Source organism: Rheinheimera soli, from assembly GCF_021290985.1.
In the GTDB taxonomy this organism is placed as follows: Bacteria; Pseudomonadota; Gammaproteobacteria; order Enterobacterales; family Alteromonadaceae; genus Pararheinheimera; species Pararheinheimera soli.
This window is the reverse complement of sequence record NZ_JAJOYU010000012.1, coordinates 98,751-111,880: the sequence shown is the minus strand read 5'-3', so window position 1 is coordinate 111,880 and position 13,130 is coordinate 98,751. Positions and strand designations below refer to the sequence as shown.

Genomic DNA, 13,130 nt, shown 5'->3' with positions numbered 1-13,130 from the left:
TATTTTTAATGACCTGCGATTTGCATCTGGCCTATCAATACAGAACCTGTCAGCACGCCACCACGAGGGTCCACGTCTTTGCCTATGGCCTGAATATCCATAAACATTTGCTGCAAAGTACCAGCTATGGTGATTTCAGAAACCGGGAACTGAATTTGGCCGTTTTCAACCCAGAAACCAGCAGCACCACGTGAGTAGTCACCTGTGACTGTATTGACGCCCTGCCCCATCAGCTCTGTCACCAACAAACCAGTGCCCATATCGCGGCACAGCTGAGCTAAATCAGCATCACCATGTTGCACTAACCAGTTATGAATACCACCGGCATGACCTGTACTTGGCAACCCTAACTTGCGGCCTGAATAGCTAGTGGTCAGGTAGGTATTTAATACACCTTTATCCAGTACTGTTAAATCGCGGGTTTTCACACCTTCGCCATCAAAAGGACTGGAGGCTAACGCTTGTTTTAAATGCGGGCGCTCAATAATAGTCACTTTGTCGGACATCACAGGTTGACCTACTTTATCCAGCAGGAAACTGGATTTACGGTAAATACTGCCACCACTGATCGCAGACACCAAATGACCAAATATACTACTGGCAATATCAGCACGGAAAATCACCGGCACTTTTTGCGTGCCGAGTTTACGGCCATTTAATCGTTGCACTGTTTCCAGTGCAGCTTCGCGGCCAATCTGAGCCGGGTCCAATAAAGCACCTAATTCACGGGCTACTGTGTAGCTGTAGTCGCGCTGCATATCCTCGCCGTCTTCACCAATGACTACACAGCTGAGGCTGTGACGGCTGCTTGGGTAACCGACCAGTTGACCATGGCTGTTGCCATAGACTTTTAAGCCCTGATGTGAGGAAAACGATGCGCCTTCAGAGTTAGTGATACGGGCATCATAAGCAAAAGCTGCTTCTTCAGAGGCTTTACACCATTCAATAGCTTGTTCGGTAGACACCGAAGCTGGGTGGAACAAATCCAGATCCGGCGGCGATAATTCCAGCCAGGCCGCATCAGCTAAACCCGCATGCGGGTCTTCAGAGGTATAACGGGCTATATCAATAGCAGCTTCGACTGTGCGCTTTAAAGCGGCCGGGCTTAAATCAGCTGTAGAAGCAGATCCTTTACGCTGACCGACATAAATGCTGATGCCTAAACCACCGTCCTGATTAAACTCGACAGTTTCCACTTCACCATGGCGGGTTTCGACACTTAAACCACGGGTGCGGTTCATTGAGGCTTCGGCGCTGCTGGCACCTAATTGTTTTGCATGCGCCAGCACCTGGCTGACCGCATCTTTTACTTCGGCGATTTCTTGCCAGATTGTAACTTCGGTTTGACTCATCTGTGTACCTGTCAGAATGCTCTGTTTTGACTGCCAAGATTTGGCGCCAGCTTATCATAGTTCTCAACGAATTGGAGTTGCCACAAGGCAAGCAAAAGCGCTTTGTTTAGCTCAATGGTCCGCAGTAGCGGGCGTGGGCACTGGTGCTGCCAAACTCTGATTGATGCTATCCAATAACTCATTCTTATGATCAGAGTTGTATTGCCAAAACATAATACCGCGCAGACCTTGTTGTTTTACATACTGGCTTTTGGCACTGATGGATTCAGGGTCATCATAACTAATGAAAATCTGACGTTTGGCATGCCATAACCAAGGGGCTTTGGCGATAGGGTCCCAATGTCGCTCAAACCCTTGCTTATCAATCAGCTTAGTGACTAAATCGTGATAACTGCCGCCTAAGTCGGTTTCACCTGTATAACCCTGCTGATAAAGCCCCCGCTCTTTAGTCGTTACGTTGAACCAACTGCGGCCATAAAAGGCAACTCCTATAACCAATTTGCTGGCGGGTACTCCAGCAGCTACATGGTCTTGTACAGCCGCATCAGCCGATAAACCGCTGCGGTCCTGTGGGTTGCTGTACAAAGCAGCATGGTGGCCGGTGATGGCACCATCAGCCGGAAAGTTAAAGTCGTATGCCATGATATTGATAAAATCCAGATAAGGGTGCCAGTTTGCTATATCACTTTTTGCTATGTAGGCAGGAAAACCTCCACTGGCAATTGTTAACAGTATCGGCCGTTGCAGTTGAGTAGATAATTGAGTAAGCGCCTGTCTAAGATCCTTGAGCAGTAAGGTGAAATTTCTACCGTCCTCTGCGCGGTGTGGGTTACCAGCCCCAGCTAATCCGGGGTATTCCCAATCGATATCAATACCGTCTAATTGATGCCGTGTCACAAAGGCGACAGCGCTTTCGATAAAAACTTGCCTGCTGCTTTGCGTCAGTACCATTTCAGAAAAAGCGCCAGACCAGGTCCAGCCGCCAACTGAGGTAAGAATTTTAAGCTGCGGATTACGCTTTTTCAGGCGTTGTAGAGCCATATAATTGTCGCGGTCAAAAGCGAAACCTTCCACGAGTTTACCGTGTTCGATAGTGGAAAATGCATAATTGATATGCGTCATTTTTTCTGCAGCAATGCTATCGGGGTCCAACCTGTTGTCGGATGGAAACACATAGCCTATAACAAACTTATCATGATCATTTACGGTGAACTGCGCAGCAAAAGCTGCGGTGCTTAACAGGCTGATGCTGCAAAATAGTGTAAATAGTTTAAACAAATTGGCCTCGGGCTGTTCATTTTGACAAAGCAATGACCGACCTTAGTTCTTTTTGCCCAACGGAGGCAAGTCTATCGTGCATCCTGCCGTCGCAAGCATCATTAGCGAGCGCTGCTATTAGGCGGCAGATCGGGTATACTTGCCACATTAAACAAGATGGTAAGAGAATCGTATGGCCGATATGACCGACTTTACCCATGGCGACGACTGGGATGTTGAGCATGGTAAAAGTAAAACCCAAGTCAAAAAAGAGATGACTGCGCTGCAGAAACTGGGTGAAGACCTGGTGGCTTTAAGCCCTGCCGCACGTGCTAAGTTAGATTTAGATGATGAATTAAAAGACGCTTTGGCTTTGGCTGATAAGCTGTCGAAAAAACATGAAGCGCTGCGCCGCCATATCCAGTTTATTGGTCGTTTAATGCGTACCCGTGATCTGGAGCCAATTGAACGTGCTTTAGCTGTGCTGAGGAACACCAATCAGGCGGCGACCCGTAAGTTTCACTTAGTGGAAACCTGGCGCGATAAACTGATTGCCAACCCAGATGCATTAACTGAATTTGTTGCTGCTTTCCCTGATGTGGACGTACAGCAGTTACGGGCACTGATTCGTAATGCAAAAAGAGAACAAGAAAAGGATCTGCCACCTAAGGCTTTCCGTGAACTGTTCCAGCTGATTAAACCAGCTATTTTAGAAGACTAAAAAATGGGGGTCAGATTTGACCCCATTTTTATATCAGGCGTTTCACCACTAAATCCGCACCTATACGACGCAACTGACTTAACAGCTTTTGCACCACTTCCGGATAATCCCGCACCGTCTCAATTTCTGAATAATGCACAATTTCACTACTATGGGCTGTGATCACCTGTTTTTCCTGCTCCAGTAAAAGCTTCAATTGCTGCAGATCGTCTTCGACATAAATGCCGTTTTCAAAATCCAAAGCAAAAGCCCGTGGGTTCAGATTGTGACCGGTAAACAGATGCTTGACGCCATCGACACTTAAGCCTTTGAGGTGATAGCTGTTATCTTCGTGTTTCCATAGTTTGACATGCAGCAAACCAGCGTCGATAAACTTCTGATTCGCCCGTACAAACTTACGCAAAATAGTTTCGTAGAAATAAGGCAAACCACCAATTTTGCTAAAGCGCTGGCCTGGTGGAATATAAAAGTCATTGGCAGTTTTATCCCCTACTACCACAGTCACCGTGACGCCACGTTTTAAACACTTACGCAGCGCTCTGGCTAAAGCCACTGGCGGGTTAAAATAAGGGGTGTAAATCAATACATCCTGCTGTGCCACAGAAAGCAACGCCAGCACTGTACTGTTGAGCTCGTTATTACGACGGCCCAAGCCTATCAGCAATGACGCTCTTAAAGCAGAGTCGTTTTTATCTGCATACTGATAACGGGTGGCTTTGGCGTGTTTTAACCATAAACGTGACTGACGTTTCACCGCCTGACTGACATAGTCTTCGTCATCCAACAGCTCTGGTGTTTGCTCTTCATCACCAAATAACTGCTGATGGGCCTGCACTATGGCATCTGTCATCACCTGATTTTGCAGCACCAAATAACGGTCGGCACGGTAACGGTTTTGTTCCGCCAGATAGACATTATTCAGTGAAGCGCCGCTGTAGAGCAGGGTTTGATCAAACACAAAACCTTTTAAGTGCAAGACACCAAACAGCTCACGCTTTTTTACCGGCACGCCGATAATTTGAATAGGCAGGTCGTAGTCTTTGGCAATTTCACGGTAAAAATCGTTGTTGGTGCGAGCGCCTTCCTGACCAATCAGACCACGACGGGCACGATGAAAATCAACATAGACAGTCACCTGCAAATCAGGTTTTTGCTGTTTCGCGGCAAATAAAGCCCGCAGAATTTGTTCACCTGCTTCATCAGCCTGCAGATACAAAGCTGTGATCACAATACGATGTTGCGCGCGCTGGATCAGATCCAGCACAGTGCTTTTGTATTCAGCGGCCGACCACAACACAGAAACGGTTTCTGCCACCAGATCTGTTTTTGGCAATTTGGCCAGACGACGTCTGTTTAACAACGTTTGTAACATAACAGGCGAAATTCTCAGTCGGTTAAAGTGGGGTCAGATCACAGGGTTAACTGTTAACCCTGTGATCTGACCCCATTCTAAGAGCTTAATTTTAATGGACTGGATCTTGCCGTAAAACGGCACAAAGTCCTAGTGTTTTTCGTCTGAACTCAGTTTAAGCAGTGCCACCAACCGTCATGGCATCCAGTTTTAATGTCGGCTGTCCCACCCCTACAGGCAGGCTTTGACCTTGTTTACCACAGACCCCAACACCTGCATCCAGCGCTAAATCATTACCCACCATAGACACCTGCTGCATAGCTTCAGGGCCATTACCAATAAGGGTTGCACCTTTAATTGGTGTGGTAATTTTTCCATCTTCAATCAGATAAGCTTCCGAGGCTGAAAACACAAATTTGCCTGAAGTGATATCTACCTGACCACCGCCAAAATTCGGTGCATAAATACCTTTTTTCACACTGCCAATAATTTCCTGCGGGTCGTATTCACCAGCCAGCATGTAGGTATTGGTCATACGAGGCATAGGCAAATGGGCAAAAGACTCACGACGGCCGTTGCCAGTTGGTGCAACATTCATCAGCATGGCGTTGTGTTTATCCTGAATATAGCCTTTCAGAATACCGTTTTCGATCAATACGTTGTATTGACTGGCCGTGCCTTCGTCATCGATATTCAGCGAACCACGACGATGGGCCAGAGTGCCGTCATCGACAATAGTGCAGTGTTTAGATGCAACCTGCTCGCCAACACGGCCAGCGAAAGTAGAAGAACCTTTACGGTTAAAGTCACCTTCCAGGCCATGGCCTACAGCTTCGTGTAATAACACGCCAGGCCAGCCAGAACCTAACACCACAGGCATGGTACCTGCTGGTGCATCAACAGCAGTTAAGTTGACCTGAGCCATACGCACAGCTTCACGGGCATAACCCTGCCAGCGCGGTGAACCATTGACGTCTTCAAGGAAATACTGATAGTTGGTACGGGCACCACCACCACTGCCGCCGCGTTCACGACGACCATTGTGTTGCAGCAGCACAGAACAGTTTAACCGTACTAAAGGACGAATATCTGTAGCAAAAGTACCGTCTGATGCAGCCACTAATACTTCTTCGTACACGCCGGATAAGCTGACAGCCACTTGTTCAGCGCGACTATCGAGGCTGCGGATATAAACTTCCATCTGCTTGAGCAGTTCAACCTTGGCGGTATTGTCTAAACTTTGCAGTGGCTCACAAGGCAAATAAATTTGTGGTTGAGTTTGCTGCTTAAATACCTGCACTGAACCTTGTTTGCCAGCACCAGCTATACCACGGGCCGCTTCTGCCGCCTGTTTTAAAGCTGCTGCAGAAATAGAATCGGCATAAGCAAAACCGGTTTTTTCGCCGCTGATGGCGCGAACACCTACACCACGTTCGATATTAAAAGAGCCGTCTTTGACTAAACCATCTTCCAAACCCCAGGATTCATGCACACTGGATTGAAAATACAGGTCGGCGTAATCCAGCTTGTGCGCAAATAAAAAGCCTAAGCTTTGCTGTAAATCACTGGCGCTTAGGTCACTGGCGCTTAACAGGTTGTGTTCGACGTTACTCATGCTTGAACTCACTTTGAAATCTGTTGTGGTGCCTTACCGGCATTTTCTCTGCCAGCTGCTGGCAAAGATCTAAATCTGTTTCGACACTCAGCACCATTTCGCTGCTGCCATCGGCTTCGGCCAGAATACGGCCCCATGGGTCGATAATTAAACTATGGCCATAAGTCTGACGGCCATTGATGTGTGTGCCCACTTGAGCTGGCGCTATAACAAAACTCTGGGTTTCTATGGCACGTGCTCTTAACAAGGTATGCCAATGCGCCTCCCCTGTCACTGTAGTAAAAGCCGAAGGCACAGCCATGACATTCATACCCCGAGCCGCTAAAGCCTGGCTTAAACCTGGAAAACGCATATCGTAACAAATCAGCATACCCAGTTTTAACTGCTGCGCCTGAACCAGTGTTAACTTCTCACCCGGCATAGTAGTGGCCGATTCCAGATACTGCTTGCTGCTGTCATTGACTAAGGCATCAAATAAATGGATTTTCTGATAGTCAGCTATCCGCTCACCTTCAGGGTTATACAACAGACTACTGGCGGCAAAACGTGTTGGATCAGAACTACAGGTTGGTAAAGTGCCGACCAGTAAATACAACTGATATTTTTTCGCTAAAGCCGCATAAGCGCTCTGCAACGGACCGGCACCTAAAGATTCGGCCAATTGTAGATTTAGCCCATCAGGCCCGGCAAACACAGCCACACCCTCTGGCAATACGACAAGGTGTTGCGCGGATTGCGGTAGCTGCGCCAGTAACTGCTCAACTTTAGTCAGATTAGCCAAAGGATCAGGACCACTGGTCAGCTGCACAGCGGATAAACGCCAGAGCTTAGCCATTGGCTTTTTCCTTGTTGGGTCGGTTAGCCGATGGTTTGACAGGGTTCTTTTGTAACTCTTGGTCCTGCTGCAAACGTAAACGTTTTTCCTGCTCAGCTTTTAACAGCTCTGAACGTGGCACTTCAATCTCTGTGGTATGACGCGCCACTTCCACTACTTCCGGCTGATCAAAATTACCAGTGACTACAAAATTCACTTTGGAGACCACTTCAGCAGATTCTACAATTTCATCCAGAGCCAAAGCCGCTAAGCCTGTCGCCGGATTAAACTGCAATAAAGCCACCAGCACAGGCAAACTAGAGGTAATTTTTGGCAAAAACGCCATCTGATAATCCAGCTGACGGGTAACCAAATCAGCATAACCCTGAATTTCGATTTTTCCGGCAGCACCATCAACCAGCGTATTATTGGTGTGCACTACGCCTTTATCCAGCTGTAAATCACCTTTCATTTCAGTGTAGAAAAAACCTTTGGAGAATATATCCCTGAAATCCAGTTTTAGCTTGCGCACTAAAGAACCCAGGCTGAACACAGACAACAAGCGGGCACCTTTGTCGCTGACTTCAGACAAGGAGCCTTCGCCTAATTTCCAGTTCAGTTTGCCGCCTAAAGTAGCGTAGTTAAACTGAGTCGGACCACCGGCCCAGCTTAAGTTATCTATTTGCACTTCGGCCGGACTGCCAGCTATAGCTGAACTTAAATGGTAGTCTTTCATTAACTGACCAAAATCAGGGCTGGTTAACTTTGCCGATAAGGTAGTGACACCTGCTTCTGCATCTTTTTGCCACAGACCTTTGATACTTAACTGATGCTTTTTGTAACGGGATTCAAAGCTGTGAATAGTTAAACGCTCGCCGTCAGATTCGGTTTGCATACTCAGTTGGCCTAAATCAAAAGGCCCAAACACACAACTTTTACACTCCAGCTTTAATGGCGGCAAATCAGCCAGCCATGGCATAGGTTCTGGTTTGACGACCTCTGCCAGAGCTTTGGAAATTTGCTGCTCTTTGGTCAGTTTGGCCATGGCCTCTTCGGCAGTTAAAGCTTCGGCTTCAGCCTGTTGTGGGTCATACGGAAATAAGGTTAAAAACTCCAGATTGGCCTCTATCCCCTGAGCCATCAAATCTCTTGGCAGTTTTAACTGACCTTTGGTTTGAGTCGCTGCAATGTCCGCCAGCCAAATATCAGCTTCTGGTTTTATCTGCAGTTGTACCTGGTCAAACTGAATATCCTCCGTCACAGTCAGTGTATTTACACTAGCCTTGACCGAGGTTAAAGCGGGAAGCAAGCCTGCTTCATCAGACTGCTGACTAACTTGCTGCTGGACCAGTTCAAACCAGGGCAAAAAGTCGGTTTTATCCAGATTAGCGCTAATAGTAAAACCGTCGGCAAAACCGGAATTTTCCTTAGACCCCAAACTTAGATGAGCCCGGCCAATCTGACCCTGCGCATGCACATAACTGGCATCAAAAAACACCAGGTCCTGATAAGTCAGAGCTATCACCGAATTATCCTGACTGCCACTGGAGGACCAGAATACAGTACCAGCCTGGCCAGGCTTTTTCGCCAGCGGTTGGGGTAACATTAATTCAGTGTCGGTTAAATCCAATGCTAAATCAGCCTGATAGGTATAACCTTCTCCCGCCAGCACTAGATCAAGTTTAAACTGCCAGTTCAGCGGGCCACTGGCAAAGTGTTCCAGTTGCGGTGCTAAATTCAGCAGCAGCTCGTTGCTGTTTTGTAAGCCCTGACTCAATAAGGATACTTTGTAGTTGTCTTGCTGCTGTTCGCCACGAAAGCCAAACTGCAGCGGAATATTGCTGATAAAAAGCTGTAAATCATCGGCGGTCAGTATGTCGTTATGAAACTCCAGACGGCCAGTCAGATTCTCGCCCACTAAAACAGGGGCGGACAAAGACAAGCCATTGCGTTCAAAGTCGATGGCCCCTTTTACATCTACTGTGGGTTCGTTCAGCCCTATGGTCAGACGCACATCGCCCTTCACCGGCCCCGTCACCCCTAAATAGGCCAAGGTTTCGCCCACTGAGTCGTGTAAAGGTGAAGCCTGCATCAGGGTGGTCACCTGCTCTGCCAGCAGTTGTTGTTTAATATCAATAATTAAGTTGTCGGCGTTATACAAATCAGGAATTCCGACTTGTACCCCTTGCTCAACAGGGGCGTCGACCAGATAACCTGATGTGCTGCTGATCAGCATAGACGCATTTTCAAAAAACAGTTCAGCTGACAATTCAGTTAAGCTTGGCCAGTTTTGATCAAATAAAAACTCAGCATTGGTTACATCAGCCAGCGCCTGAAATACCCCTTCTTTTTCAGCATAAGGATAAGCGGAAAAATCGCCAGACCACAGCACTTTGCCTGAACTGACATCACCAGAGACCAGTGCAGGTTTGAGGTAGTTGATCACAGATTCTGGCATATAGAATTTCGGGAAAAAATGTTCGGCATTTTGCACCGGCACACCATGCAGCTCTGCGACTAAATCCATATTGGGCTTATCGTCCAGATTGACCACCAGCTCAGCTTCCAGGCTAAAAGCATCCTGCCATAAGCTCAGGTAAGGCACCAGAATTTGCCAGTGACCAGACCTTTTGCGCCAGGCCAGTTCTAATTCAGCACCTTTGTAGCTCCAGTCCTGACTAAAAGCCTGGCCCCACTCCAGTGCACCGTCTTTGGCTTTTAAACCCAGCCAGCCAAAATGCGGCGAAGCCACAAAAGAGCCAGTAAAGCCTTTGACACCCGGCACATCAGCCACAGGAGCAGAAGACAACTCATTAAACTGACCGGCTAAATACCACTGATCGTCTTCCGTTAATAAATCCAGTCGTTCGATTTTGCCATCCAACTGATAGGCTAACAGCGACTGTAATTGTTCAGAGCCATCAGAAAATAATTCCAATAAAGGCCGGGCAATGCCCAATTGCAGGTTTTGCAGTGACGCCTGATAACCCAGCTCATTCTGGTTGAGCTGCAATTGCAAACCAGGCCAGCTTTGAGTGCTGTTACTCAGCGTCATAGGGCTTGAACTTAAACTCCAGCCTTTTGCTCTGGGCAACCAGCGCAAATAACCATCCGACAAAGCCACTTTGTTCCAGACCCCGTCTTTTAACCAACCCACGTTGTTATCCGACAACGCCACATCAATTTGTTGCAACTTACCGGCTTTAATATCACCCCAGGCGGCAAAGTTTAATTTGGCACTATTGAGCTTACGGGTTTGAGGCAGTAACTGTTGGAACCAGGGCAATAGATCCAGTTGCTGACTGGCCAGATACAGTTGACCATTGGCTTTAGACGGCTCACCTGTTAAATCAATAATAAAAGACAAGGTATTGGCCGTCACATCGGCGACAGATACTTCACCCCAGCCCTGATGCCTTTCGCCTTCGTTTTGCCAGTTCAGCGCTTTAATATCCAGCCGGATATCTTCATCCTGGGCATTGTTAAACACCAGTTGGCTATCAAGTACGGAAAAATGCTGTAGCTGCTTAAAAAACAGATCCTGCAAGGCGTTAAATAACGGCTGATTATCGGAAGGAGCGGCGACACCAGTACCTAACCAACGCTGCGCATCGACTCTGTAAGTTAAACCTGTCAGTTCAAAATGAGCAGCACTGAGTTTCATAGTGCGTAATGATCGCCAGAAATCCAGCCGAATGCCGGTTTCCTCTATGGTTAATTGCGGCTGAAAATTGCTGTCCAGTACTTGCAGTTGCTGCAATACCAAAGCCGGACCAGTGCCCTGCCAGCCCGCTGACAAAGCGCCAATCCGCACTTCAGTGCCGTATTCAGCTTTAATCCAGTGTTCGATGTCGGTTTTATAACCAGGGGCGTACGGCAGGCCAAAACGCAGAGCTGAGACTAATGTGGCCATCAACACGACGAAGATAGCAAAAAAAATCCAGATTTTGTGTAAGCAATAAAACCAGGCCTGTTTTACAGTCCGCACTACATCATCACCACATCAAATTGTTCCTGACCGTATTGAGGTTCGATCACGACACTGATTTGTTTTCCAATAAAGACTTCGAGTTCAGCCATGCTGTGAAATTCGTCATTAATTAAGGCATCTTTTACCGCAGGTGAAGCATACACCACAAATTTATCTGCCACATAAGCCCGGTTTACCCGCACTATTTCGCGTAAAATTTCAAAACATACGGTTTCTACTGTTTTTAAACTGCCGCGACCAGCACAAATAGGACATTCACCACAAAGCACATGTTCCAGACTTTCGCGGGTACGTTTACGGGTCATTTCAACTAAACCCAAAGCTGAGAAACCATGAATATTGGTTTTGGTTTTATCCCGGCCCAATGCCACTTCTAAACTATGCAACACACGCTTTTGATGCTCTTCGCTTTGCATGTCGATAAAGTCGATAATAATAATGCCGCCGAGGTTTCGTAATCGCAACTGACGGGCTATGGCCTGAGTGGCTTCAATATTGGTATTAAAAATGGTTTCTTCTAAGTTACGATGGCCAACAAAAGCACCGGTATTGACGTCTATAGTGGTCATGGCTTCGGTTTGGTCGATCATCAGATAACCACCGCTTTTCAGCATGACGCGGCGTTCCAGCGCACGCTGAATTTCGTTTTCAACATCAAATAAATCAAACACTGGACGCTCGCCCGGATAATACTCCAGCCGGGCTGTCATCTCAGGCACAAATTCTTCGGTAAAAGCATGCAATTGCTGATAAGTCAGCTTGCTGTCAATGCGCACTCGTTCTAAATCAGAGCCGACAAAATCACGCAAAATACGGTAGGCCAATGTCAGCTCTTCATACAACATGGTTTCTTTGCGGGCATTTTTTTTACGTTTTTGTACTTTGGCCCAGAGTTTTTGTAAAAACTTGCCATCGTGCAGCAGCTCGTCTTCACCAGCGCCTTCAGCCGCTGTACGAACTATGTAACCACCGCTTTCATCCAGACAAGTGCTGACAATATCTTTTAAGCGCTGACGTTCGGTTTCACTTTCAATGCGCTGCGATACGCCGACATGAGCAGAACCCGGCATAAACACCAGATGGCGGCTTGGCAAGGTGATATCAGTGGTTAAACGTGCACCTTTGGTGCCCAGCGGGTCTTTCACCACTTGCACCAGCAGAAACTGACCTTCATGCACCAGCAGGCGAATATCTTTCACCGGACCGGCTTTGAGTTCAGCGTCCGCTATGTTTAAGCCTGCAGTGACAATATCAGAGGCATGTAAAAAGGCGGCTTTATCTAAACCTATATCGACAAAAGCGGCTTGCATACCAGGCAAGACACGACTGATTTTGCCCATATAAATATTGCCAACCAGTCCATGTTTGGCCTGGCGCTCAATATGCACTTCCTGCAATACACCGTTTTCAATCAAAGCCACCCGGGTTTCACTTGGGGTGACGTTGATCAGTAATTCTGCGCTCATGGCCTATCCTTCAGAGTCTGTAACAGCTGTGCGGTTTCATACAAAGGCAAACCTACCACAGCAAAATAACTGCCATCTATACGCTGAACAAACTGACCTGCCAGGCCCTGAATACCATAACCACCGGCTTTATCAGCAGGTTCACCTGTAGTCCAGTACCAGAGTATTTCCTGTTCGGACAGCTGTTTAAACCAGACTTTAGTCGCGACAGTGGTGCTAAGCAGCCCCTGTGCAGTTGCAATAGCCACTGCGGTTTTTACCCAATGGCTACGGCCCGATAATAACCTCATCATGCGCTGAAAATCAGCCAGATCAACAGGTTTACCTAAAACTAATTCATCCACCTGCACTATGGTATCGGCACCTAAGGTGGGAAGTGGAGTATTTTGACTGGCAAAACCTGCCTGAGCTTTTTGCTCTGCTAAACGCAACACGTACTGATCAGCAGTTTCGCCGTCCAGTTGAGTTTCATCTATGTCGCCTTTGACCAGTACAAAATCCTGCTGTAACTGAGCTAATAATTCGCGGCGACGAGGTGAAGCAGAGGCAAGGGCTATCATAGC

At 47.4% G+C, this 13,130-nt stretch carries 9 protein-coding genes; 1 reads left to right on the top strand and 8 read right to left on the bottom strand.

Annotated elements, in window-relative coordinates:
• Window positions 1-5: 5 nt before the first annotated feature.
• Both pmbA and LSG37_RS10465 read right to left on the bottom strand, forming a co-directional pair.
• Window positions 6-1,352 (bottom strand): metalloprotease PmbA, encoded by a 1,347-nt coding sequence (pmbA, locus tag LSG37_RS10470; protein WP_233079818.1) that lies wholly within the window; start codon window positions 1,350-1,352, stop codon window positions 6-8.
• 111 nt (window positions 1,353-1,463) lie between these two features.
• Window positions 1,464-2,525, bottom strand: coding sequence for a glycoside hydrolase family 18 protein (locus LSG37_RS10465; protein ID WP_233079840.1), 1,062 nt, complete (start codon window positions 2,523-2,525; stop codon window positions 1,464-1,466).
• A 277-nt stretch (window positions 2,526-2,802) separates the two neighbouring features.
• Between LSG37_RS10465 and yjgA the strand changes: the two genes are divergently transcribed.
• Window positions 2,803-3,330, top strand: a complete 528-nt coding sequence (gene yjgA, locus LSG37_RS10460) for a ribosome biogenesis factor YjgA (protein WP_233009283.1) — start codon at window positions 2,803-2,805, stop codon at window positions 3,328-3,330.
• A gap of 28 nt (window positions 3,331-3,358) precedes the next feature.
• Here the strand turns inward: yjgA and pssA are convergent, their stop codons facing one another.
• The 6 genes from pssA to LSG37_RS10430 form a co-directional block, all read right to left on the bottom strand.
• Window positions 3,359-4,702 carry a CDP-diacylglycerol--serine O-phosphatidyltransferase gene (gene pssA, locus LSG37_RS10455; RefSeq protein ID WP_233079817.1) on the bottom strand — a complete coding sequence of 448 codons (1,344 nt, stop codon included), beginning with the start codon at window positions 4,700-4,702 and terminating at the stop codon, window positions 3,359-3,361.
• A gap of 154 nt (window positions 4,703-4,856) precedes the next feature.
• Window positions 4,857-6,296 carry a metalloprotease TldD gene (tldD, locus tag LSG37_RS10450; protein WP_233079816.1) on the bottom strand — a complete coding sequence of 480 codons (1,440 nt, stop codon included), beginning with the start codon at window positions 6,294-6,296 and terminating at the stop codon, window positions 4,857-4,859.
• Window positions 6,289-7,131: a carbon-nitrogen hydrolase family protein gene (locus LSG37_RS10445; RefSeq protein ID WP_233079815.1), complete on the bottom strand. Its 843-nt coding sequence runs from the start codon at window positions 7,129-7,131 to the stop codon at window positions 6,289-6,291. The genes tldD and LSG37_RS10445 overlap by 8 nt, the downstream gene beginning before the upstream one ends.
• On the bottom strand, window positions 7,124-11,098 hold the full coding sequence (locus LSG37_RS10440; protein ID WP_233079814.1) for a YhdP family protein: 3,975 nt from the start codon (window positions 11,096-11,098) through the stop codon (window positions 7,124-7,126). Before LSG37_RS10440 ends, LSG37_RS10445 begins: the two co-directional genes overlap by 8 nt.
• Window positions 11,098-12,567 carry a ribonuclease G gene (rng, locus tag LSG37_RS10435; RefSeq protein WP_233079813.1) on the bottom strand — a complete coding sequence of 490 codons (1,470 nt, stop codon included), beginning with the start codon at window positions 12,565-12,567 and terminating at the stop codon, window positions 11,098-11,100. Before rng ends, LSG37_RS10440 begins: the two co-directional genes overlap by 1 nt.
• Entirely contained in the window at window positions 12,564-13,127 is a 564-nt protein-coding gene (locus LSG37_RS10430; protein WP_269836549.1) for a Maf family protein, read from the bottom strand. The genes rng and LSG37_RS10430 overlap by 4 nt, the downstream gene beginning before the upstream one ends.
• Window positions 13,128-13,130 lie beyond the last annotated feature (3 nt).